Source organism: Streptococcus ictaluri 707-05, from assembly GCF_000188015.2.
Classification (GTDB): Bacteria; Bacillota; Bacilli; order Lactobacillales; family Streptococcaceae; genus Streptococcus; species Streptococcus ictaluri.
In genome coordinates, this window is the sequence record NZ_AEUX02000007.1 from 1 (window position 1) to 24,322 (window position 24,322).

General features: G+C 39.4%; 18 protein-coding genes and 6 pseudogenes. 23 read left to right on the forward strand and 1 reads right to left on the reverse strand.

Annotated elements, in window-relative coordinates; translation table 11 throughout:
* The 10 genes and pseudogenes from STRIC_RS07700 to STRIC_RS07745 form a co-directional block, all read left to right on the forward strand.
* The coding region (locus tag STRIC_RS07700) for an LPXTG cell wall anchor domain-containing protein (protein WP_040832285.1) at positions 1-250 on the forward strand (250 nt) is incomplete at its 5' end.
* Positions 251-306: 56 nt separating this feature from the next.
* On the forward strand, positions 307-900 hold the full coding sequence (locus STRIC_RS12705; protein WP_008090353.1) for a putative cross-wall-targeting lipoprotein signal domain-containing proteiin: 594 nt from the start codon (positions 307-309) through the stop codon (positions 898-900).
* Between the two features lie 255 nt (positions 901-1,155).
* Positions 1,156-1,911, forward strand: a complete 756-nt coding sequence (locus STRIC_RS12710) for a hypothetical protein (protein ID WP_008089813.1) — start codon at positions 1,156-1,158, stop codon at positions 1,909-1,911.
* Positions 1,901-3,991 carry an SspB-related isopeptide-forming adhesin gene (locus tag STRIC_RS12980; RefSeq protein WP_327083084.1) on the forward strand — a complete coding sequence of 697 codons (2,091 nt, stop codon included), beginning with the start codon at positions 1,901-1,903 and terminating at the stop codon, positions 3,989-3,991. The genes STRIC_RS12710 and STRIC_RS12980 overlap by 11 nt, the downstream gene beginning before the upstream one ends.
* 276 nt (positions 3,992-4,267) lie before the next feature.
* Entirely contained in the window at positions 4,268-4,501 is a 234-nt protein-coding gene (locus STRIC_RS07720) for a hypothetical protein (RefSeq protein ID WP_008089998.1), read from the forward strand.
* Positions 4,502-4,599: 98 nt separating this feature from the next.
* Entirely contained in the window at positions 4,600-5,145 is a 546-nt protein-coding gene (locus tag STRIC_RS07725; protein WP_008090342.1) for a hypothetical protein, read from the forward strand.
* A 50-nt stretch (positions 5,146-5,195) separates the two neighbouring features.
* Positions 5,196-5,948 (forward strand): membrane protein, encoded by a 753-nt coding sequence (locus STRIC_RS07730; RefSeq protein WP_040832290.1) that lies wholly within the window; start codon positions 5,196-5,198, stop codon positions 5,946-5,948.
* Positions 5,949-5,984: 36 nt separating this feature from the next.
* Entirely contained in the window at positions 5,985-6,251 is a 267-nt protein-coding gene (locus tag STRIC_RS07735; RefSeq protein WP_008089696.1) for a hypothetical protein, read from the forward strand.
* A gap of 18 nt (positions 6,252-6,269) precedes the next feature.
* Positions 6,270-6,678: pseudogene (locus STRIC_RS07740) on the forward strand (hypothetical protein).
* A 43-nt stretch (positions 6,679-6,721) separates the two neighbouring features.
* On the forward strand, positions 6,722-9,037 hold the full coding sequence (locus tag STRIC_RS07745; RefSeq protein WP_008089985.1) for a VirB4-like conjugal transfer ATPase, CD1110 family: 2,316 nt from the start codon (positions 6,722-6,724) through the stop codon (positions 9,035-9,037).
* A gap of 57 nt (positions 9,038-9,094) precedes the next feature.
* Here the strand turns inward: STRIC_RS07745 and STRIC_RS07750 are convergent.
* Positions 9,095-10,200, reverse strand: a protein-coding gene (locus STRIC_RS07750) for an IS3 family transposase (protein WP_156033570.1) whose coding sequence is annotated in 2 segments (ribosomal slippage) — positions 9,095-9,924 and positions 9,924-10,200 — 1,107 coding nt in all. Because the reading frame shifts where the segments join, the coding sequence is not laid out codon by codon here.
* 65 nt (positions 10,201-10,265) lie between these two features.
* Between STRIC_RS07750 and STRIC_RS07760 the strand changes: the two are divergent.
* The 13 genes and pseudogenes from STRIC_RS07760 to STRIC_RS07820 all read left to right on the forward strand — a co-directional run.
* Positions 10,266-10,523 (forward strand): annotated as a pseudogene (locus STRIC_RS07760) (CHAP domain-containing protein); the annotation flags it as partial.
* Positions 10,524-10,546: 23 nt separating this feature from the next.
* Positions 10,547-11,149, forward strand: a complete 603-nt coding sequence (locus STRIC_RS07765) for a hypothetical protein (protein ID WP_008090418.1) — start codon at positions 10,547-10,549, stop codon at positions 11,147-11,149.
* Positions 11,150-11,170: 21 nt separating this feature from the next.
* Positions 11,171-11,443: pseudogene (locus STRIC_RS07770) on the forward strand (hypothetical protein).
* A complete protein-coding gene (locus tag STRIC_RS07775) occupies positions 11,443-12,225 on the forward strand; it encodes a hypothetical protein (protein ID WP_008089811.1) in 783 nt (260 codons plus the stop codon). Before STRIC_RS07770 ends, STRIC_RS07775 begins: the two are co-directional and overlap by 1 nt.
* Positions 12,226-12,246: 21 nt before the next feature.
* Entirely contained in the window at positions 12,247-12,738 is a 492-nt protein-coding gene (locus STRIC_RS07780) for a DUF3801 domain-containing protein (RefSeq protein ID WP_008090422.1), read from the forward strand.
* Positions 12,738-14,783 (forward strand): annotated as a pseudogene (locus tag STRIC_RS12185) (VirD4-like conjugal transfer protein, CD1115 family). Before STRIC_RS07780 ends, STRIC_RS12185 begins: the two are co-directional and overlap by 1 nt.
* 41 nt (positions 14,784-14,824) lie before the next feature.
* Entirely contained in the window at positions 14,825-15,190 is a 366-nt protein-coding gene (locus STRIC_RS07790; RefSeq protein ID WP_008090271.1) for a hypothetical protein, read from the forward strand.
* A gap of 1 nt (position 15,191) precedes the next feature.
* Positions 15,192-18,428, forward strand: a complete 3,237-nt coding sequence (locus STRIC_RS07795) for a PBECR4 domain-containing protein (RefSeq protein ID WP_040832292.1) — start codon at positions 15,192-15,194, stop codon at positions 18,426-18,428.
* Between the two features lie 51 nt (positions 18,429-18,479).
* Positions 18,480-18,779 (forward strand): hypothetical protein, encoded by a 300-nt coding sequence (locus STRIC_RS07800; RefSeq protein WP_008090199.1) that lies wholly within the window; start codon positions 18,480-18,482, stop codon positions 18,777-18,779.
* Between the two features lie 342 nt (positions 18,780-19,121).
* A complete protein-coding gene (locus STRIC_RS07805; RefSeq protein WP_008089808.1) occupies positions 19,122-19,682 on the forward strand; it encodes a hypothetical protein in 561 nt (186 codons plus the stop codon).
* Positions 19,683-19,684: 2 nt separating this feature from the next.
* Positions 19,685-20,068, forward strand: a pseudogene (locus STRIC_RS07810) (plasmid mobilization protein).
* Positions 20,031-21,674 carry a helical hairpin domain-containing protein gene (locus tag STRIC_RS07815; RefSeq protein WP_008090066.1) on the forward strand — a complete coding sequence of 548 codons (1,644 nt, stop codon included), beginning with the start codon at positions 20,031-20,033 and terminating at the stop codon, positions 21,672-21,674. Before STRIC_RS07810 ends, STRIC_RS07815 begins: the two are co-directional and overlap by 38 nt.
* Positions 21,675-22,609: 935 nt before the next feature.
* Positions 22,610-23,879 (forward strand): annotated as a pseudogene (locus tag STRIC_RS07820) (ISLre2 family transposase).
* The last annotated feature ends 443 nt before the right edge of the window (positions 23,880-24,322 follow it).

The following is a 24,322-nucleotide window of genomic DNA, read 5'->3' on the forward strand; positions in this document are numbered from 1 at the left end:
AGACAAAACAGTTATCGGTACTAAGGACAGTCAGGTGATTATTCGTGACCAAGCAGGCCGTACACAAGTCGTTACCCCTGAGAGCCTTGGTGGCCACGTTAACCCTAATGGGACAGTGACCATTACAGATAGTACAGGTGCTAAAAAGACCTTGCCAAAAACAGGTGATAAACAAAGCGTACTTGGTTACTTGGGCATGATGTTAATTTCGGTTTTAGGCTACGCTGTTAAGAAAAAAGTATCACACTAATTACATGACCTGGGATCGTCACAAAAAGCAACCTAGAAGAGAGATGAGAAAATAATATGAAACAAATGGAAACTAAGGGTTATGGCTATTTTAGAAAAACAAAGGCCTATGGTCTTGTTTGTGGTATTGCTTTAGCGGGAGCTTTGACGTTGGGATCAACAGCTTTTGCGAATGAAAGCATACCCCTGAACCCAGCTACCAACTTAACCACCTTGCAAGCCCCTCCAACAGCTGATCAAACACAGCTAGCTCATCAAGCTGGCCATCAATCAGGGGAGTTGGTATCAGAGGTAAGCAACACTGAATGGGATAACGCTGTCACAACAGCTCAAGAAGCAGGTGTTACTGTAAAACAGTCTGAGAAGGTCACGCATGATAGCTTATCATCTGCTCAAGCCGATTTAGAGAAACAAACTCAAGCTGTCACAGAAGCGACAACTAAACAAGAAGCCAATAAGGCAGCTATTAATCAAGCAATGGCAGAAAACAAAGCTATTGCTCAAGCCAATCGTGATGAAAAAGAAAGGGTTGATGCTCTTAACGCTAAAGGAGAAGCAGAGACCAAAACTAAAAATGAAGCAGCTCAAGCTCAAGTAGATGCACAAAACAAACAAGCGCAAGAAGCGGCTGATACCATGAATGCCAATTAAAAGCAGACTATGAGGCCAAGTTAACTGAAATCGAGCGACTCAAGGCTGAAATGAAGCCATCCGTCAGCGCAACCAAGAAGCTAGTCAAGCGACTCATCAAGCTAATCAAGCAAGCCCAAGCACGCCTACCAAGAAAAGCTAGCAGATATTGAGCGCATCAAAGCCGAAAATGCTGCTATCCGTAATCGTAACGCTAAGGCTCAACAAGAAGCAGAGCGTCAAAACCAAGCGCTACAAGCAGCTTATGAAGCAAAATTGGCAGAAATCAAGCAGATTGAATCAGAAAATGAAGCTATCCGTAAACGTAATGAACAAGCAGGTCAAGCGACGAATCAAACCAATCAAGCAGCTCAAGCTGCTTATCAAGAAAAACTAGCAGAAATTGAGCGTATCAAAGCCGAAAATGCCGCTATTCATGATCGTAATGCTAAGGCTCGACAAGAAGCAGAACGTCAAAACCAACAGGTTTTGGCTGACTATGAAAAACAACACGGGGAAGCAGCCCAAGCCTTAAAAGATTACTTGGCAAAAGCTCCTGACAATGTCACATTGGATCCTATCTTTAGTGCCGAACCAGCCACAGCCCCAAACGGCGATGTCATTAAAGATGAGTTTACTTATAACAGTGCTGACAATACTTTTGTGTGGACAAAACAACTTCATGACTGGAAAAAATTTGTTGGTAAGGTCAATATCCATGGGAAACTCCTCATCACAAAGACGGTTGATCCAACAACAGGAAACGTGAAGAGCGTCCTTACGTCTGTTACTCTAACGCATCTTGATCACACTAATGTTGCAGAACCAGAAGCCGTCGTGTTTGAGGAAAACGTTTGGATTTATGATAATGCGAATCAGGAGATTTTCCATACTAAGTTTGATGTGCGTCAAGCTGGTAAGATTGATATTCATAAAACTTATACGGTAAACAAGACCTTTGACCTCGCTGCTGGTACAAAAAGGAGAGTCCTTCTTATTAGCCAATATCAAGGATGTCTGGGTGACAGGTGAGCCTTCTAACCTATCTGTAACGTTTAATAATACTAATAGACCTAAGCCAGAGCTTCCAGGCGAGCCACCACAACTGGTGACACCTGTCTTAGAACAAGAAAAGCCATTGCCGCCAACCCCAGAAAAACCGACTGATGGTGTTCCAAACTTAGAAAAGGAAAAAACGGTCCCACCGACTCCAGTTAAACCAGAGTCAGTTAAACCTGTTTTAGAACCAGAAAAACCATTGCCACCAGCCCCAGAAAAACCGACTGATGATGTTCCAAATATAGAGAAGGAAAAACCGGTTCCTCCAACTCCAGTTAAACCTGAAGCGGTTAAACCAGATCTCAAAGGCTTTACGCCAGAGGTTTATGACCCGATTAAACCAGTTGTGAAACCCTATGTCACCGTTCCTGAAAAAGTCGTTTATGAGGTTATGGTTCATCCTGTTCAAGTGAAACAAACGCCAACAAATGTTAAATCTGTGACGAATAGTGATCAGGTCAATGTTAATGGACAACTGGTACCAAAAGGATCAACGGTAACGTGGGAGCTTGTTAATACCGCTCTCAAAGCTGGTCGTCAGGATATCACAAGCTATGAGCTAATCGACCCACTACCAGATGGTTTTGAGTTAGATGTTACCACCACACAAACCCTTTCTCCTGATTGGGTGATAACAACAGATGAAGCAGGCAAGGTTAGTCTTAAGGCTTCGCAATCCCTTTTGGAGCACTTCAATGCTAAACGTGACCAAGATGTAGAAGTCCCTAAGGTATCACTGGTTGGTCGTTTACTGAATGATGCGGGGACTTACCACAATACCTTTAAGACGGTGGTCACTACTCCAAATGGTAGCTATACGGTAACCTCTAACACACCAGTGATCTATACACCAGGGAACGATCCAAAAACACCTCGTAACCCAGGAGGAGATAATCCAACACCGCATGATAATCTGATTCAACCAACTAAAACCATTGTGGATGACAAGGGTCAGTCCATTGATGGGAAGTCTGTCTTGCCAAACAGTACCCTGACTTACCTGGCTAAGCAAGATTTTGATCAGTACAAAGGGATGACAGCTGCCAAAGAAAGTGTCATGAAAGGCTTTATCTATGTCGATGATTACAAGGATGAAGCTATCGATGGTCATTCACTGGTTGTGAATTCAATTAAGGCCGCTAATGGAGATGATGTGACTAATCTCTTAGAGATGCGCCATGTATTGTCTCAAGATATGCTTGACGATAAGCTAAAAGCACTGATCAAGGCATCAGGCATTTCTCCAGTCGGTGAATTCTACATGTGGGTAGCTAAAGATCCAGCGGCTTTTTACAAAGCTTATGTTCAAAAAGGGTTAGACATTACCTACAACTTGTCCTTTAAACTTAAACAGGAGTTTAAGAAAGGTGACATTACTAATCAAACCTATCAATTAGATATGGGGAATGGCTATTACGGCAATATCGTGGTTAACCATCTCCCTGAACTAGCTGTTCATAAAGAAGTGCTTGACCAAGATGGTAAGTCTATCCAAAATGGCACAGTGAAAATCGGTGATGAAGTAACTTATAAATTGGAAGGTTGGGTCATCCCAGCAGGTCGTGGCTATGACCTAACAGAATATAAATTTGTGGATCAACTCCAGAATACGCATGACCTCTACCAGAAAGATAAGGTCCTTGCGACAGTTGATATCACTTTATCAGATGGTACTATTATCCCTAAAGGCACTGACTTAGCTCAGTACACTGAGACAACCTACAATAAGGAGACAGGTCACTATGAGTTGGCCTTTAAGGCAGACTTCCTTGCACAAGTTCCACGTAGTAGTGCTTTTGGGGCAGATGTTTTTGTGGTGGTTAAACGAATCAAAGCAGGCGATGTGACAAATGAGTACACCTTGTATGTCAACGGTAATCCTGTGAAATCTAATAAAGTCACCACTCATACGCCAGAACCACCACAACCTGTAACTCCAAAAGCTCCAGCTTTACCATCCACAGGAGAGCAAGGAGTATCTGTCCTAACGGTGCTTGGCGCCGCCTTACTCTCACTCTTAGGCCTTGTAGGGCTTAAAAAGCGTCAACAGTAAGTTATTAATGGATAAGCCATAAAAGGATTTTACCTTGGGTCTATCCATTCTCTCTAGCAAGTAACCCCTCATTCAATATTCCATGATTCCTCTAAAAATCGGGTTGCTTGTTAGGGTGAGTGGATAGATCTTGGCTTATCACTAGAGTAGTGACCGAAAAGTCATAAAACTAGGCAGAGAGGAAACCTAAAAAAGATAAGACAGAAGGTTTCCTCGTTTGATCAAGGCTAGAACCCTCTAGTCTTGATTTTTTATGAAGAAAGAAGGTATCAAAATATGGAAACAGCTGTCCGTGTTGTAACCGCTATGGGTGCAATACTTGCGATTGTCGGACTAGGATGGGTCCTGACAGGCGCTTTTGATTATTTTGCAGGGCGTAAAAACGGAAGTCCTCAGATGATGGATCAGGGGTTTACTTCTATGATTTCAGGAGGTGCCTTGGCGGTTATTTCTGCTGGTGTAGCAGCTGCGATTGTAGCTGCTATGCGAGCTATTTCATTTTTAAACTAGTTTAGAAAATGTGGCTAAAGAAACGAAAATGGGTCATCCATTGACCTAAAATATGGTATAATAAAGATAATAAAGCAAAACGAGAGGAAGGGAAGAAGATGTCTGAAAGCTTTGATTATGTGGCATTTGCCAAGGACTTTGAAAAACGTCACGGTCGTCCACCAACAGCTGAAGAACTTGAACAAGGGATTGATCCTTGGGAAGGAATTGTCACGTTTCATACCCCTGAAGAAACACAAGCTGAGATTGAGCGTATCAATGCTTCTTACAAACCAAGCTTATGGGAACGCTTAAAAACAGGGCTCAGCTTTGTGACACGAAATTTCTTTAGAGCTCTCCTCATTCTTATTCAAACGCCAGTTTATCTAACTCTTTTCTTCTTTAACTTGATCAAATCTGCTTTTGCTGTCGTAGTTATGTGTGTTGTGACAAAAGGTATTGTTGGAGTTTTGCTGGCTGAGTTTTTAACTTGGCGCAATATAAATACCTTGCTGCAAGCGCCAGCTCTGTTTCGTTTTTTCGCACAGGATTTTATGACGAATACCCTAGAGCCAATTTATTTTACTGAAATTGATATCATAATCTGTATTATTCTTACACTATTCGTAGCATTAATAACCACTTTTTCAAAAACAGAAGCTTAATGCTTTAGAACCTTTCGAGGTTCTTTTTATTTTTTACAGAAAGGAGAACGATGAAAGATATACTTTCAGAACTAACCAAGGGACTAGGGAGCTATAATTCCTCCGTCAATAGATCCATGACTGCCGTTAATAAATCCCTCATGGCCATTGGATACATTTTGGTATCCATTTTATTTTTGCTTGAGCTGTTATCTTGGTATCGCTTTATTCGTAACCAAGGAGGAGAGATGACGTGGAAACTATTCTTAGAAGTGGCTGTTAAATATTTCATTGCTTATTTCCTAGTTTCTCAATCAGGAGTTATTCTCAATGCCATTTTATGGTTTACAAATGGTGTGACCAAACTTATTGGTATAGATTTAAGTGGAAGTAATTTATTTGAATTTAAAGCCTTGAAAAAAGGAGCCTATGGAATACGAACAGGTCTTAACTTCCTAGCATATCTAATTGGAGCGGCAGCTACTATGTCTATAAAAGTTATGGTTTTACTACGTTTTATTGAACTCTATTTTTACAAGGCCATTGCGCCAGTCATAGTAGCCTTCTGGATGAGTGATGACACGAGACATATTGCCAAAAATTTTCTCAAAACATTTGGAGCTGTTGCTCTTCAAGGAGCTGTTATAGTACTGCTTCTTTTAATTTGGCAAGGTTTTAAGGTTGATACTGCAATACAGTTGGATAAGAATAATTGGTTAGGGACGTATGCACCAGCGATCAGTTACATAGGTAAGTGTGTTATTTTTCTGATATTGTTGTTTGGTTCTCAGCGCAAAGCTAAGCAGTTATTACAGGTGTCATGATAGACTGAACTCTATGATATATGAAAGGATAGTCTAATGGATTTAGAACAACTGAAACAAAGACGAGACGAACTTATCCGAGATAATGAATGGATGGACGGTCTCATCAAGAAAAAAGAAGAGCTGTGGGAGCTGAAAGTCAGAAGTATCGCTGCTTCAGAACTCGCTCGCTCTGCTATGCAATCAGCTATGCGTACTGCTGGAATTGTTGATTCTTTTTATGGACCATCTGCTCAATCATCAGATAATCAAACTAACAAAGCAGTAGAAGCGGTTCATAATAAGAGCTGTTTTTTATGCTAGAAAGGAAAAGAGATAGAAATGATTAATCAAGGTCAGGAATACCAATATTTCAAAGATAAAATTAGTCATTTAGAAAGGGAAGTGAGCCGATTGTCTCTTACAAGGACAGTTAACAGTAAGTGAATTGCCACAAGCTATTCGCTTAATACAAGCCGATGATCTTTTTTACACCTACGCTTGGCGGTTTGTGGAAGCTACGGGAGATTGCCAAGCAGGTATCACCATCTTAAAAATACTTCAAGACGATTTGAACTATTTTTTTGCAATTGGGAAACTGTCCCAAAAACAGTACTCACAGTGGCTGGAGAAGTGGCTAAGTTTTTTAGAACGTGGTAGGATAGCTTTTAAAGGAGAGAAAGACTTTGAGCGCTATTTTCAAGACCAAAAAGAAGCTAATCGAAGCTTATTCAGTGATTTCAACTTATGATAGGCAGTTAAGTAAAAAGCAGTTTCTTTGAACTATTTTTTTCATGCAAGAAAGGAGAGCTATGAAGGCTAGTACACAAAATACAATTCAGTACACCTCTCTTTTTGAAGATGGACTCATGCACATTGTCGATGAAGCCTATTCCAAGACTTGGCAATTAGGTGATACGAATTACATCACAGGCAGTGAAGATGAGAAACTAGATATTATTGAATACTATGTTAATGCTTTAAATGGTCTAGATAGTGAAAATACCTATCAGTTGACGATTCTTAATCGTCCTGTCCCTACAACTTTACTGGATCAGATTACCTATGACTTAGAAGGTGATGAGCGAGATGTCTTTCGGAAAGAATACAATAATATTATCCGCTCTCGCTTTGCGACCGATCAAAATAACTTTAAAGTGGAAAAATTTGTGACGGTCTCGACAAGGGCTAAAGATCGGAAACAAGCTTACCGTAAGTTAAATGATGTTGACACCCATTTCACAACACAGTTTCAATTAGTTGATGTCCCTCTCAAGTCACTAGATGGAACAGAAAGACTCAATATCTTTGCGGATTTACTGAGAGTGAACCCTTATCTCGATGTGGACTATAAGGATGTGAGAATTTCAGGGCTTAGCACTAAGTCCTTCATCGCTCCTGGTCGCCTTTGGTTTCAACCTGACCAGTTTAGGATGGATAAGAAATATTGTAAAATCCTCTTTGCCAGAACTTTCCCGGCCTTTCTTAATGACCGACTCATTAAATCCTTAACAGACATTGGGATTGAATTAGCTATTTCCATTCATGCCCAGCCTTATGACGTTGCTGAAGCGGTGAAAAAAGTCAATACAGCTGAGGCAGGTGTGAAAATGGACATGGTTAAATCTCAAGTGTCTGCTGCTCAAAAAGGGATTTCTAGTAATTTAGCAGTTTCTAGTGTGGCCCAAGATACGGCAGATGAAGCTGAGAAATGGAAAACAGAAATTAATGATAACGACCAGAAAATGTTTTCTGGCGTTTTTTTGGTCATGGTAAAAGCTGATAGTGCCGAAGAATTGGCAGACTATACAAGTCGCATCAAACAGGCTGGACGCAAACACGTGATAGAATTTGAGGAAACTTATTATCGCCAAGAGGAAGCACTCAATAGTATGCTACCGATTGGAAAGACTTATATCGATGTGAAACATCGCTTTATGCGAGATATGACCACAACCAATATAGCCACCCAAATTCCATTCACTAATACAGACTTACAATCTCAAAGTTCACTAGCTAATTACTATGGTCAAAATCAAATTTCTAATAATATTATTTCTCTTGACCGACAACGGGATTTATATACGTCTTCAGGTGTTATTCTTGGGTCTTCTGGATCAGGGAAGTCTGTTTTCGTTAAAATAAACGAAGTCATTCCAGCTATTTTACGCTTTCCCAATGATAGGGTCATCATAGTCGATGTCGAGGAAGAGTACGTGGATATTGGCCGTGCCTTTGGTGCTCAGGTCATTGATATCTATCCAGGAACAAAAACCCACTTTAATCTCATGGATATTCCTGACTTAGATAAACTTCGAGATGAAGATAAAGATTTTGTAGGGCAAAAAGCATCTCTTATCATGGGATTGTTTGAAAATATCCTCCAAGAAGTGACCGATGATGATGTCTCTCTGATTGACCGTGTCACTCGCCTGTGTTATGAACAGATTACCGATCGCACCCCAACCCTAAAGGATTGGCATGATATTCTCTTAGAACAACCTGAGGAGGAAGCGCAAAGTCTCGCTTTAAAATCGGAAAGCTATACTAAAGGATCTCAATATATTTTTGCTTATGAAACCAACGTAGACCTCAATAACCAAGTCGTTATCTTTAACTTAAAAAAATTATCAGGTAAGCTAAAACCCTTTGCCATGATGGTGATTCAGGATTATATTTGGCAACACGTCGTTGATCACAAAGATGAGTTTGTAACTAGGGTTTACTTTGACGAGATGCAGAATCAATTTGAAACAGATGATCAAGCGACCTTCTTTACCAATATGTATGCTCGTATCCGTAAATACGGTTCTATTCCAACAGGCATAACTCAAAATGTGGAAACGTTACTCTCCCGTAAGGAAGGACGCAATCTTCTCTATAATAGTGAATTTCTCGTGCTCTTGAAACAAAAGAAGACGACTATTCCCTATTTGCTGAAAACTATTAATTTAACCGATGCCCTTATTCGCTATATTGAAAAACCAAAAGCGATTGGAACAGGTTTAATTATTGCAGGCTCAACAACTGTCCCATTTGAAAATCCTATCCCTGAGGATACAGAACTATTCCGCTTAGTTGCAACGGATGCTTATCGGAAGATGGAGTAAGAATAATTATGAAAAGGCAACACTTTTCTGTACAACATTTATAAAGTGCTTTTTTCTTTAAGCAATTAATCTCCATGTCATGGGTGTCTGGTAGTTGAGACTGCCATGAATGCGATGGTAATTCCACCAGTGCACATAATCTTTCGTTTTAAGGATTAATTCTTCCAGTGACTGAAAGGTTTCTTGATGAATAAATTCAATTTTGAAAGCGCGATAGGTGCTCTCAGCTACCGCATTGTCATAGGGACAGCCTGCTTGGCTTAGAGAACGATTGATTCCAAAAGCTTCCAACATGTCATCAATCAGCTGATTATCAAACTCCTTCCCACGATCAGAATGGAAGATCTTGACCTTGGTCAGAGCGTAAGGGATGCTCTGAATCGCTTGTTTAACCAATTCGGCGGTCTTATGCCAACCAACTGACAAACCGATGATTTCACGATTGAAGAGATCAATAATCAAGCAAACATAAGCCCAGCTATTACCGACACGAACGTAGGTTAAGTCTGTTACTAAAGCATTTAGAGGCTTTTCTTGATGAAATTGTCTGGCTAAGTGATTAGGAATAGCTGCCACATTCTTCCCTTTTGAATGTGGCTTGAAGGCTGCTTTCTGATAAACGGATACTAAGTTGAGTTTGTGCATGATGCGACGAATCCGACGACGAGACAGCTGGATGCCTTCATTTTCCAAACATTTCTTGATTTTCCTAGCCCCGTATCTGGCCTTACTTTCGAGAAAAATAGCTTTGATATTTTCTTCAAGTTCCGCTTCAGAGACTGGTTTAACAGCCTTGTAGTAATAGCTAGAACGAGGAATGTTCAACCAACGACACATGGCTGAAATGCTATATTTGTCTTTATTAGCAGTGATTACTTCTCTTTTCGTGCCATAATCACCGCCGCTTGCTTTAGGATATCTAACTGCATTTCGAGTTCTTTATTACGCTTTCGGAGTTCAATCAGTTCACGCTGCTCATCTGTAAGATTATCAATAGTTTTAAAGGAACCAGTTGTTTTAGCCTGACGTACCCACTTATCGAAGGTTGATGGGGTTAACTCATATTCTTTGATAAGCTCACTTCGTTTCATCCCTGCATTGTGAAGGTCAACGATTTGTTGCTTAAAGTCATCGGTGAAGTGGCGACGTATTTTTCTAGACATAATATTCTCCTATTTTCTTTAGTGTAGAACACTTTATAAATTCTGTCTAGTTTAGTGTAACCTATTCAGGTCAAAATTGGGTGGCATCTTTGGTTGCTAAAGGATGGCGATATAGTCCAACTCCTATCAAGGGAGCTGTTGTTTCAACGGCGGGCGGTTTTGATGGCACATTTCCACAATGGGGTCATGTTGGGATTGTAGAAGTGGTTAACCCAGATGGCTCATTTTTAGTGTCTGAACTCAATTATGGGGGGATTCAACATAAAATTCACTACCGAGTCTGTCGCCCAGCTCCTTTTTATAGATTTGCGACACCTAAATAATAAAACAAAAAGGAGAAGTAATCATGATTGATACAGTAAAAGTAACCTATTTTAAACGAGCGATTGGAATCGTTTGTCTTATTTTAATATTCTGTATAGGATTTGGATTTGGCCAGATGGGTAAAAATAGTCAAGATAGTTCAGAAACAAAAGTATCAACGACAAATAAGTCTGATGATAAGCGACTGAATGAATCATTAATCAAGAAGTTTCTAATTGCTTATTATACGAAGAAAGATTTAGAAGAAAATCGTCATCGGTATAAAGAATATATGACCGAAGGGCTTTATAATGCGACAGTCTCAGAAGAAAATAAGGCTCAGAGTCAAACGTATAAAGGTTATATTATTAATTATGCCTTTGAATCAGCACAAATCTATATTGATCACATCAATCATCAAGTCATTTGCAAGGTCACTTATACAAATGATCTCTTAAAGGAAAAGAATAATGCAGAAGGGGCACAAAAAGGAGTTATAAATCATACAACCATTCAACTAGATTATGCAAAAGTTAATGGTAATTTTTTAGTGAATCACATGAGTACCTTACTATTAACGGATTCATCTGACTTAACAGAAAGCGAAGCAGCTTATGGAGCAATTGCCCCTTCAGAAACAGACTAAAGAAAGTAAAGGAATGAAATCATGATAAATGAAAAACATACTAATCAAACCACTTCATCAAAAAGCCGTCGCCAGAAATCCACTCAATAACGTTTAGATGATAAGATAAAATAGCTAGAAAAGGCTCAAGAAAGCCAAGAAGCTCTTCAAAAGAAAATCAAAACGCTAAAAGATGATATTGCCATCTTAGAAGGCAAACGGCAACAGGAAATCATGGCCGAATATGATATCGATTTACAAAGTTTAGAAGCCATTTTAGCCACTCACAAAGAAGAACGTGGAGGTGAGGGGTAATGTTTCGGATTCAGAATCAATCTGATGGGAAGGAGCAGGAATTTCAGAACTTGGCAGCACTTCTATATGCATTAGAAGGAGAAGAAAAGCGGTGCCTACAGTTAAACATGAGAGCTACATTTTATCTGTTTCATTTGGATAAAAATGAAGAAGTCCTGGAATCGATGGAACTAACCATCCCATCTCAAGAAGACAAAGAGGTTCAGGAATTAATCGGAGAATTTGGACGAAAGGGGGACGCTAAGAAGCCATTCTGGAAACGTTCTGAATCAAAACAACAACCACAAGCTATTAATAGTTCAAATTCCAATGACTCCCAATCTAAAACGGGCGTCTCCAAGTTAGTAAAAGGGCTGATGTGGTTGCTGCCGATGGTACTATCGGTAGCGAGTATCTACTTGTCTTTGGAGACTTTGCAGTTAGTTAAGACACAACCGCAGGTGACTCCCAAAGTAGAGACGGTAGTGACCAATCAAAAGGCAGATGTCTTTTGTCGCTATTTCATTAGCAGTTACTTCTCTCAAAGTCTCAATTTAGAAGATTACTTATCAGAGAAACTTCCTAAAGAAGATTTTAAAACAGAGAAAGCCATCCCAGTCAGTGTCTTACTGGAAAGTCAGGAAATAAAAGGGGATACAACTCTTGTTACTTATGTCGTTAATATCAAAGAGGCACAAGATCATGTATCAAGTAAGCGTCTAACACTAGCTGTTAGGGCTGATAAGAAGGCTCAGTATGGCTATCTTGTTATCAAAAAGCCAAGAGTAACCGCTTACCCCTAATGAAGAAAGGAGACGAAACAAATGGATCAAGAACGAGTTATGGAAAAAGGGTCACGAGTCACCTTGGATACAGGGAAGCACTTATTTCAGTTTTTAGCTTATGCTGTTAGCCAAGGAGCTAAGACTTATAAAGAGCACAAACAATCAGGAGAGATGTCCTGGAAGGATTTCAATCAGTTACCCCGTACAAAAGATCATATCGACTTTGAAGAGGCTGAGGTTAATCTTGATAAATTGAAAAAAGAACTGAAAACATCAGGGGTTAACTTTCACTTTAAAAAGAATGGAGATGGCACCAAGCAAGTCTGGTTTGAAGCTATTAATCAACAGGTCATTCAAGAAGCTCTCAGAAAAATCAATCAGGAAATTGTGTCTAATCCAAAAGAAGCACTAGATAAATATATGAAGAAGCCTGATGAATTAACCCCTAAACAACAGATTGAAAAACTCAAGAAAACCTCTAAGAAATCAACGGAAGCAGTAAAAACCAAGAAGAAAGGAAAGGGCATCTGATGGAACTAAAACGTAAACGATTGCTTCCCTATCTTCTGCTCAGTTTGCTTCTAGCCTACCTGACACATCGTGCTTATGTCCTTTATTGTATGGCACCACAGGCAGATATGACCAATCTCTTTGCCCCTTATACCTATGTTTTTGAAAAGATAACGGAACCACCTTACTTTTATTGGAATACCAGCCCACTAGCAATTCTTTCTGCCCTAGTGGGCTTTTTTGTTGGCTTACTTTTCTATCTAAAGATTAGATTAGATGGTAATTATCGGCATGGAGAAGAATCAGGGTCAGCTCGCATGGCAACGGCCCAGGAACTCAAAGGATTTCAAGATGAAGAACCAAGAAATAATATGATTTTCTCGAGAGAAGCTCAAATGGGACTCTTCAATAAGCGCTTGCCGTTTGAGCGGCAACTCAATAAAAATGTCTTAGTAGCTGGTCTGCCTGGAGATGGAAAAACCTACACCTATGTAAAGCCAAACCTCATGCAAATGAATTCCTCTTTTATCGTAACGGACCCTAAAGGGTTGCTTGTCCGAGAAGTAGGAACAATGTTAAAAGAAAACGGCTATCAAATCAAAATCTTTGATCTGGTTAACTTAACCAATTCGGATATGTTTAACCCCTTTAGGTATATGAGATCAGAATTGGATATTGATCGCATTACAGAAGCCATTGTCGAAGGGACAAAAAAGGGAAATCGAGAAGGAGAGGACTTCTGGAATCAGGCCAAGCTTCTTTTGAACCGTGCTTTACTTGGCTATCTTTATTTTGATAGTCAGGTGAGACATTATGAACCGAACTTATCAATGGTGGCAGATTTACTTAGAAATTTGAAACGCCCCAATGAAAAGGAACTCAGTGCAGTTGAGAAGATGTTTAAGCAATTGGAAGAAAAATTACCAGGTAACTATGCCTGTCGACAGTGGGAACTCTTTAACAGTAACTTTGAGGCAGAAACCAGGACTAGTGTCTTAGCTATTGTGGCCACTCAGTACTCCATTTTTGATCATGATGCGGTAACGAATCTCATTAAGACTGACACCATGGAAATGGATACCTGAAATACTGAAAAGACAGCGGTCTTTGTGGCCATCTCAGAAACTAATAAGGCTTATAGCTTCTTGGCTTCCACATTCTTTACGGTTGTTTTTGACCAATTGACTCATAGTGCAGATGCTATTATTCAAGGGGAAAAGAAAGGCTATGAACTGAAAGATTTATTACACGTGCAATTCTACTTCGATGAATTTGACAATTGTGTTAAGATGCCACACTTTAACGAAGTCCTAGCCTCTATTCGTAGCCGTGAGATGTCTATAAAAATCATCATTCAAGCCATTAGCCAACTAGATTCCCTATATGGCGTTCCTGCTAGAAAATCCATGGTCAATAACTGTGCGACGCTTTTATTTTTAGGAACCAATGATGAAGATACTATGAAATACTTCTCCATGCGAGCAGGAAAACAAACCATTACCCAGACCAGTTATTCGGAACAACGGGGACAGCGAAGAACAGGAACAACCAGTCATCAAGCGCATCAGCGGGATCTTATGACCCCAGATGAGGTTGCTCGTATTGGTGTCGATGAGGCCTTAGTCTTTATCTCCAAACAAAATGTTTTTCGAGATAAGAAAGCCATGGTATCAAATCATCCTATGAAAGATTGGTTAGCTAATCACTATCAGGATAAAACACGGTATCACTATAAACGCTTTATGGAAGAAGGTGCGGAATTTATTGATGCAGTCATGACTAGCCAAATTCCAGAAGAGCACATTTGGGCACCTGACATGTCTGACTACCAAGCCTTCTTAAAAGAAAACGGCTTTGATAAAACACGTCAATCGGCACCTGAGACGTCAGCTCGTGACCAAGTCCCTGTAACTAATCCTGAAATACCTTCAGAAAGCCCCTCTCAGACACCAGAAACCTCTACGAAACTAGTGGATATGGATACTGGAGAAATTTTTGAACTTCCCCCTGAAGACCGTGAAGGTTTCGGAGAGGTTTCTTTTGATGACCAACGAGTGGAAATCTAGTATGATGTCACTCATTTCGTATTAATAGAAAGGATTAAGATATGACACCTCAAATTTTACGTCGATTAGACGTTAAAAAACAGTTTATTGAAAAAATAGAACCCTTTGCCCACCGTCAAACCCTAAAGCCCAAAGCCGTGAATTCATCTAAAACCACAATGTCAATTCAACGCTATAACCATTCGGGTACTAAAATTCAGTTACGAATTGGCTATAGTAAGGTACTCATCCGTATCTTCTCCAATGGGAAAATCAATCTCACCCATTATGATCTCTTTTTTGACAGAGAAGAAACTCTGGAGATAACAGATGCCTCTGACAATGGTGTTTACACGCAAGATGAGGTAGATGGCTTTATCAAACAAGCCAAAACCTTTATTAAGCAAGCCCTTAAGGGGGAGGTCTGATATGGCGAATACATACGATTTAATTTCACAGCGTTTTGAAGCACAGCGACAGAAACTCATTGCCATGGATATTGTGGCCGTTGCGGGCTCACTGGGGATTAACTTGAAACAAGGTTCAGGTGGACATCTCTATTGGGACGAACATGATAGTTTTCATATTTACCCCCAAACTAACACCTTCCGTTGGTGGTCAAGAAGCGTGGGCACCAATACCATTGATTTAGTCCAAGTCATCCAAGAAGAGCTAACAGGAAAGAAACCTAGCTTTCGAGAAACTGTCAATTTCTTAGAAACAGGGCAATTTGAATCGGTTACGGTAACACCAATCGTTAGAGAACCCTTTAAGCACTACCTCGCCCCTTATGAACATCACGATTTTGACTTAGGGAGACAGTATTTAAAAGAAGAACGGGGGCTATCTGATGAGACCATTGATTTTGCTTTGGCATCAGGTAGTATGAGCTCTGCGACGTTGAAAAAGGGTGATTATTTTGAACCTGTTATTATCTTTAAAAGTTTTGCGGAAGACGGCCGAATGATCGGCGGTAGTCTTCAGGGGATCGTTGAAAATAAAGTCCAGCATCCTGAACGTGGCCGTCTTAAACAAATCATGAAGCATTCAGACGGTCTAGCAGGTTTTCATTTGGACATTGGAACACCTAAACGTCTCGTGTTTTCGGAAGCTCCTATTGACCTTCTCTCTTATTATGAACTACATAAGGAGAGTTTACAGAATGTCCGCTTAGTGGCTATGGATGGGGTTAAAAAAGGGGTGATTAGTCGCTATACGGCTGATTTATTGACAGATGGTCAATATTCTCAAACCATGCCCAGAGAGTCGATTAGAGGAGCGATAGATGCCATTAACCAAACGACCAGAATCCTTAACAACAATCCCAATCTGATTACCATTGCCGTTGATAATGACGAGGCAGGCCGAAACTTTATTAAGGAGTTACAGGAAGATGGCATTCCGATTACCGTTGACCATCCCCCACGTCAGGAGAATCAGGAAAAGATGGACTGGAATGATTATCTGAAACAAAAGAAAGGATTACTAAAAATGCCACAAACAGAAGGCACACAAAAAGCCCCTGATACCATTCAAGGGCAAACAAAAAAGACTGAGAACCCATTCGGGGATTTACCTGAGGAGTCTCAGGAGGCAGCACCTCTACCTAACGCTCAATTAAAGCGTTCTTTGAATGAATCGTCACCGATTCAAACTCAGTCTCAATCTTTACTTCATTTTACCATTTCTGAGGCTGAAAAGTCAATTTATAAGCAAGGCTATCACCCTATTAGCACGAAAGAGCTGAATAAATTGAATCGTTATGCATCACAAATCCAGGAAAATGCCTCCTGGTATCAATCAGAGCTAGCAGATAGTCAAGTGACCTACTTTTACAAAAATGAGAATCAATTACAAGCTCTTCAAGTTTCCTTTAAGCCGGAACACTACCCTCATTTGATTGGATTGTTTGCCATTAATGAAAACCAAACTGCTTCTAAAACACTTATTGACCTTGTTGAAGGTAAGGGGAGCTATCAAAATATTATGATTGCTAACAGAGGAGCGACCTTTAGTAAAATCCAAGTTTTACCTGATTTTAAAGCTGTCATAGATGCTAACAGTTTTATTTTTGATGATCTGTCAGAGGTTGAACGGATGAATCGTCTTGATTTAGCTAAGGCGATTCGAACAGAAGATCGTGATGTTTTAATTGCTTTTAGGAATGTTGACGGTGAATTCTTCCCAGCATCATTAATGAAAGTGACAAATAAACTTGAGTCAGATTTATCAATTGCTTCAAATAAGGTTATTCTTGGTATCGTTAGTGAAAAAGATGGTCAGGTTAATATTCTCTCTATTAACAATCAATACATTACGGATGGCGGACAGGCCTTAAAAGATATGATTATAAACCGAGAACTCGAACCAATACAAACAGAAAACTTACACAAAAAAGACAATCAAAAGACTAACTATTCTAAAGATTCGGATGGAGACGGGTTAACCGATGATGAAGAAATCGCTCTAGGCACCAATCCCTTTAGTTCTGATAGTGATGGTGATGGGGCTCCAGATAATGTTGAAAAGGCAAATGGAACAGACCCAACTAACGCTTCTGATAATGAGATGACAAGGCAACAAGAAGCCAATAAACGTGACTTCACTTTGTCAGAAATGATTAAAGCCAAAAATACCGCAGCGCTGAATCAACACTTACAAGACGGCATAAAACAGTATTTTGATAGTGATACCTATAAGCAATACCTGGAAGGGATGGCCCACTTCAATAACTACTCGCCACGAAATATTCAATTGATTATGTCACAATTTCCAGAAGCATCGATGGTTGCGTCTTTCCAAGAATGGAAGAAACGCAATGGCTCTGTTAAAAAAGGTGAAAAAGCTATCTACATTCAAGCGCCTGTAGCCATCATTCAAAAAGATAAGAATGGGAAACCTATTCTTAATCCCGAAACGGGCGAAAAGGAGACCGTCACTTACTTTAAACCCGTTCCTGTTTTTGATATTAGCCAAGTCTCTCCTAAAGAGGGAAAAGAACTCAATCTCCCAAAAGTCATGGGCGATATTCCAGAACAATTGGATAAAGACTGTTATCAAAATGTCTATCGTAGCTTAAGAGATATTTCTCAGAACAACAATAACGTTCCTATTCGCTTTAGAGAACTTGGACAAGAAGATGGGTTTTATAGTCCACAGACAAATGAAATTGTCATTAAGAAAGGGATGTCGTATGAACGAACGTTATCAACGCTGATTCATGAAATGGCTCATTCGGAATTACACAACAAACAAAGTTTGACGGAACGGTTTGATGGCCAGCTAACAAGAAGTACCAAAGAACTACAGGCAGAATCTATTGCTTATGTTGTATCCAGTCATCTAGGTTTTGATACCAGCCAAGAGTCATTTCCTTATTTAGCGTCCTGGTCAAAAGAAAAAGACGGGCTTGCCAACTTAACAGCACAATTGGAAATCGTTCAAGCAGAAGCCAAAAGTCTAATGGAACGAATTGACCACCAGTTGGCTAAATACCAAAGAGTCACATTGGACCAAGAAGCGAAACAGACAACGAAAGAAGAACTCAAAAAGCAGGCTCATCCCTTTTACCAAAGTTTAGCAGCCGCTAAAACATCAAGAACACAAGTTACCACTCAGGAGAAGGAAGCAAGCGTAAAAAAAGACAATCGACCTACGATGCCGTAGTGCAACGTAGGTCATCACAAAAAGCAATGACACTATTAGGAGGACAAAGATATGATAACCGAAGAGATGATGACGACAACTGAAATGATTCTAATGACCTACTTATTTGAGATAGACGAGTGGCTCAAAGACAAGAAAGTCATCCAGCAACAACAGGCACAACTGACAAAAGAGGAACTCGTAACGGTCATTAAAAACGATTTGACAACGTTTCAAGCTGATCAAGTCACAGATTATGAGAAGGAACTCCAGACAACACTTAAGACCCTAGAAGCATTATCTGAAGCCCAATTTCAAAAAATGAAATTAGACCTGTTGTCTTGGGAGCCAACCGTAAAACACGTCGATTGACACAACATAAGAAGCGGACAATGTAACGATTGTCCGCTTTTTACTGTGTGCATTTTTCAAAACTGACACTCTTAAAAGTTGTGCCATTAATCAAAATGCAGGATCGGAAAAAAGTGCAATATTACAAAGTGTACGTCGTACCAAAAAGGGGATTGGGGATTTCCCCAAAAGATAAAAAGGCAACAGTCTAATTGTGGGATTCCCGCAATTAGGCTTGTCGCTCTTTTTATTTTCGCATGTGTCCGGACACATGCTACGCTTGCCAGAGAACAAGTCTACTGGGCTTTAGAAAAACTGTCAAGTCCCTAGTAAGGGAGACGATATAGAAATGAGGAATGGAATATGAGAACACCAAGTGAATTAACACACTGCATTGAGCACACAACGTTGCCAGAAGCCGTTGAACTCTTTGAAGAGAAGGTGCTTAGAAAGTCTCTAAATAACTATGACGACTGGTATAAACAAGACGTTCAAAAGGAATATGAACGGATCAATTATGATGGAGCTTTCTTCTTTTTTATTGAACTAGATTTAGGATTCAGTCGAGGCGGTCTATCCGATTGCATTGAAACAGAACAAGAAAAAGTAGCCTTATTGTTATTATTGGTTGAGGCCTATGAACGCTATGTCGATGTCAATACAGGAATTGAAGATTGGTTAGGTTATGATTGTATCTTTTGTGACGTTGTTGTATCCAATGAGACGGCCGCTAAACCCTTAACACAAATAGAGTATAAGACAATAAAAGATTTAATCATAACGGTCATTGATCACTATGTCCCAAGTATGACAGTCATGGAAACGTGGGAATATGAAATGTTTAAACAAGCTCAAAATCCAAATACTACAAGAATCGATAATGTCCAAATAACTCTGCCACTTTTTGAGAAACAGGAGAAGTGAAGATGGGACAAAAGAGAAGAACCCGAGTGAATAGATTTGAACTACGCACGAAAGATGAAGAAGCGGATAAGCTGCGTCGTCGGATTACCTTGTCAGGAAAGAAAACCTTCCAAGCTTACGCTTTGAAGATGTTACTTGAGGGGAAAATTGAAACCTATGACTATTCTGAGTTGCGTTAACTACGAATTGAGGTCAATCGTATTGGTCAAAATATCAATCAGTTGGTTCGTTACGTGAACACCTTTGAAGAATTTGACCAGGAGTTGTTTATGGCTTTACAAGAAGAAGTCAAAGAACTCCAACAGATGATTGTTCAAGAATTTAAAACAAAGGAGGTTGCCAAACAACATGGTAGTGACCAAAGTCTTTCAGATCAAACAGACTAAAAACTTAAAACGGGCTATTGATTATATCACACGTGATGATGTGACGCTTATCAAAGTTGAGCAACATGATAAGGATGATGCTTTTGATTATACGTTAACGGCAGATGGTGAGGTTCACAAGAAATTGATTTCAGGCCACCACCTCATTGACCCAGGAGACCGTGATGCCATTTATGATGATTTCATTTTATTGAAACAGTCTGTCGATGAATTGTACGATAATGCCACCTTATCCGATTTAAAAAATGATAATCGTGTCTTGGCGCATCATATCGTTCAATCCTTTTCCCCAGATGACAATCTAACACCTGAAGAGGTTAACGAGATTGGTCGGAAAACAGCCTTGGAATTTACAGGCGGTGATTACCAATTTGTCGTAGCGACACACGTTGATAAGGGGTTTTTACATAATCACATTATTTTTAACACAACCAATGAGGTAACACTGAAAAAGTTTCGTTGGCAAAAAGGGACGAAAAAAAGTTTGGAACATATTTCAGATAAACATGCGGAGTTGTATGGTGCTAAAATTCTAAAACCCAAATTAAGCACATCCTATACAGACTATTCGGCTTGGCGACGTCAAAACAATTTTAGTTATGAGATTAAACAGCGTTTAAATTTTCTCTTAAAGCACTCCATTTCAGTAGAGGATTTTCAACAGAAAGCGAAAGCCCTTGATCTTCACATTGACTTTTCTGGGAAGTTTGCCAAGTATCGCTTGTTGGTTCCTTTAGATGGCAAGTTACAGGGAAAGAATACAAGAGATCGCACCTTATCAAAGAAAAGGATTTACTCCCTTGAACAAATCCAAAAGCGTGTTGCGATGAATGAAGTGGTTTACACGGTAGAGCATATCAAAGAAAAGTATGAGGAGGAACAGGCTAAAAAGGCAGAAGATTTTGAAATGAAGGTAAGAATTGAGCCTTGGCAAATTTCTGAGATCACCAGACAGTCTATCTATCTTCCGGTTGCTTTTGGCTTAGAACAGAAAGGAACAGTTTCGACTCCAGCTCGAATGTTAGACCAGAATGAAGATGGAACCTTCACAGCCTACTTTAAGAAAAAAGACTATTTCTATTTTATCAATCCAGACAAGTCAACAGATAATCGCTTCATCCAAGGGAGCACTTTGGTAAAACAATTGTCTTTGAATAGTGGGGAAGTGATTCTCACTAAAAATTGGGAAATGACAGAGTTAGAAAGACTGGTTGAAGAGTTTAACTTTTTGTCGGCTAACAAGGTAACTAATTCTAAACAGTTTCAGGAGATGCAAGAACGCTTCTTAGAACAATTAGAAAAAACGGATCAAACACTGGCGCAGTTAGATAGTAAGGTGGCTTATTTAAACAAAGTGTTAGGAGCTTTATCAGATTACCAAGATGGCTTGGTCCCATCTGAAGTCACGATGGCAATTCTAGAAAAAGCTAAAGTGGCTAAAAATACGGATCGCAATCTTATCCGAAAGGAAATCAAAGAATTACAAATAGAGCGTGAGGCACTTCAAGAAGCCAGAGATCGTATTGTAAAAGACTATGATTTTGCGAATGAGATGGAACAAAGTTATGATCATAAGCATCATCACTCAAAAGGTCATCAACGATAAAAGGAGTTATTATGCAAATTGAAACATTATTATTATTATCAGATATTACCCCTTACAACTATAATGCCAAAAATTCTCTTAAGCTCAGAAGTTAATAATGAGCAGATGAGAGACTTGCTTGTCATAAGATGCCACTAGCTTTAGTGGTGCTTCAAAGAGCCTTGAACGGTGATATTAAGGCTTTCTTCAAAATTCAAGATGTGATTGATAGAGACTAAGCAAAAAGTCACCCCCAAACGAGAGTGACCAGCTGAGCTATTAGTGTTAAAGCAATGAGAAAAAGAATTAATAGCTCACGTCATTATAACATAAGCTCTCTTTTATGGCGAGAACGCAAAAATCGCCACACTTAGTGTGACGATGATGTTGAGAGGGAGATGTATTTGAATACTAATGCCTAATAAGAAAGTTGACCTCTCAACACTAGTAGTATAACATACTTATCATTTCTTTAGAATAGTCACCTCAGTTATTAGTTTCATTAAGAGTCAATGTCCTAAGTTAGTTATCCAATCAGGGAGATTTTTCGATGCTTTGGGAGAGAGTTTTAGTTGACAAGGCTGTAGGATTGAAGTAAGATGAAAATGTACCCATGAAAGTTCGCTTTCTCCATATTCCCCTATCACTGAGATAGGGGAATATTATTGACATTGGTGACGGCATAGGTACAATAAGAGGCCTCCTCGGAGTATTCATAAAAAAACCTATTTTTTCAGCCCTTTGTGGCTGTTTTTTTGTTGATTAATGATAAAAATCGCCACGCTAGGAGTGGCGACAATGTTGAGAGGGAAAATTAATGGATGTTTTTGAATGCTAATGTCTAATAATAAAGAACGTTGACCTCTCAACACTAGTAGTATACCATAGATTGGCTTAAGGTTTCTATTGTTCAAGTTTAGATTTTCAAACATGTTAGTTTTAGATACAATAGACTTATGAGATTTGATGAAAACATCTTCGTAGCAGAACGCAATAGACAATGTGATTAAATCAAGTGGCAGCTTATGACAAGCAAGTCGCATCAATGATGCGTATCAATGGTTATCGTAGAATTGATGCCCCAGAACGAACAGTCCTTTTCACTTTTGGAGAAATGACCTTCTCAAGAAGTCGTTGGCGAAAAGGGGAAAACACACGCTATCCTGTTGATGAATGGCTGGGATTAAAACCTTATATGCGTTATTCTCCTGACTTGATTCATCACATGGCTGAACATGCTTCCAAATTATCTTATCGGGAAGTTTGTCGTACTATTGAGACAGCTTATGGCTTATCAGTGACAAAAGATGTCGTCTTAAAAGCTGTCAAACTAGCAGAACGACTCTTAACAGAGAAAGAACATTATCGTTTCTTACAGCAAGTAGAGCACCCACAAAAAATCCAAGCAGAAAGAATCTACTTGGAAGGGGATGGTGTCATGGTCAAAACAACCTCTGGAGGAGATGAGCGTCATAATACAGATTTGGCTCATTTTTAATCCATACGGGATCAAGAAAGATTGGTAAAAATCGCTATATTCTACAAAATAAGCATGAAATTATTAACGCTAACTATGATAAAGCAAGAGAGGAGCTATTAGACTATCTCTACAATCACTTTGAGATAACGGATAAGACCATCCTCATTACGAATTCAGATAACGGTAAAGGCTATACCAAACGTGTCTTTCAAGAGGTTAAGAAAGCACTTGGTATTAAGCATCATGAACATTTTTGGGACAGCTATCATCTCAATAAGCGGTTGAAAGATTTTTTCAAGCCCTATCCTTATGTCCTACAGGATTTAGCTTTTAAAGCTATTCAAACTCATAAAAAGTCATTATTAGAAACTGTCTTTGATAAAGTAGAAACACTGATAGAAACTGAGGAAGACTATATTAACTATTATGCTTTTAGGCAGAAACTCTTTAGAAATTTTAGGGATACTAGGCCATCACAATTACGAGGACTAACCTCTCATGGTATAGGTGCCATGGAAAGCCAGCATCGCAAAGTGACTTACCGTATGAAACATCGTGGGATGTATTGGTCAGTAACAGGCGCTTGTACTATGGCTAAAATTATCTTATTGGAACGGATAAATAAACTAGATGACCTCTTCTTTGGCGACTGGCGAAAGCAGTACCAGAAGTATCGACGCAGAGGCTTAGGTGCTGGCCATTTGGTTAACCATTATCCTCATGATGCAGTGGTGATCAGGCGATGACTACAAAAAATCTATCTTATAGCAACCGCTAAAACATTAAATTTTAGAGGCTTTTTTGGTATGTTTATGCCTCGAAACCCTTGCATTACTGGGTTGTCTGTGGTACAATAATAGTAAGATAAAGCGAAAAAAGGTGCAGAAGCGCAAACTTCTACACACCGATTAAGACAAAACGAACCTTTGCTTAATCAGTCAAACAGTATTGTATCATGTAGTAAACAATATCGTCAAGACTGAAGCAGAGAAAAACTTTGTTTCGGTCTTTTTTGGAATAAAAGAACCTAGAGTTTTCTTAGGTTATAAGGGTTAGTTGGACTTTCCCAGAAATTTAGACACATACCTGTCAAGTTTTTGCCTTGCTTTTTAACGGGGTTGTGCTATAATACTACTAAATAATACAGAAAGGTGGTGGGATGTGTCTCGCCACTTTTGTATTGAATTGA

Coding starts and splice junctions, on each gene's coding strand:
- STRIC_RS07735 (WP_008089696.1), top strand. CDS start 5,985: ATGGATTTAGAACAACTGAAACAAAGACGAGACGAACTTATCCGAGAT.
- STRIC_RS12705 (WP_008090353.1), top strand. CDS start 307: ATGAAACAAATGGAAACTAAGGGTTATGGCTATTTTAGAAAAACAAAG.
- STRIC_RS07805 (WP_008089808.1), top strand. CDS start 19,122: ATGAGAACACCAAGTGAATTAACACACTGCATTGAGCACACAACGTTG.
- STRIC_RS07790 (WP_008090271.1), top strand. CDS start 14,825: ATGACACCTCAAATTTTACGTCGATTAGACGTTAAAAAACAGTTTATT.
- STRIC_RS07780 (WP_008090422.1), top strand. CDS start 12,247: ATGGATCAAGAACGAGTTATGGAAAAAGGGTCACGAGTCACCTTGGAT.
- STRIC_RS07815 (WP_008090066.1), top strand. CDS start 20,031: ATGGTAGTGACCAAAGTCTTTCAGATCAAACAGACTAAAAACTTAAAA.
- STRIC_RS07800 (WP_008090199.1), top strand. CDS start 18,480: ATGATAACCGAAGAGATGATGACGACAACTGAAATGATTCTAATGACC.
- STRIC_RS07720 (WP_008089998.1), top strand. CDS start 4,268: ATGGAAACAGCTGTCCGTGTTGTAACCGCTATGGGTGCAATACTTGCG.
- STRIC_RS07795 (WP_040832292.1), top strand. CDS start 15,192: ATGGCGAATACATACGATTTAATTTCACAGCGTTTTGAAGCACAGCGA.
- STRIC_RS07725 (WP_008090342.1), top strand. CDS start 4,600: ATGTCTGAAAGCTTTGATTATGTGGCATTTGCCAAGGACTTTGAAAAA.
- STRIC_RS07745 (WP_008089985.1), top strand. CDS start 6,722: ATGCAAGAAAGGAGAGCTATGAAGGCTAGTACACAAAATACAATTCAG.
- STRIC_RS07730 (WP_040832290.1), top strand. CDS start 5,196: ATGAAAGATATACTTTCAGAACTAACCAAGGGACTAGGGAGCTATAAT.
- STRIC_RS07775 (WP_008089811.1), top strand. CDS start 11,443: ATGTTTCGGATTCAGAATCAATCTGATGGGAAGGAGCAGGAATTTCAG.
- STRIC_RS07765 (WP_008090418.1), top strand. CDS start 10,547: ATGATTGATACAGTAAAAGTAACCTATTTTAAACGAGCGATTGGAATC.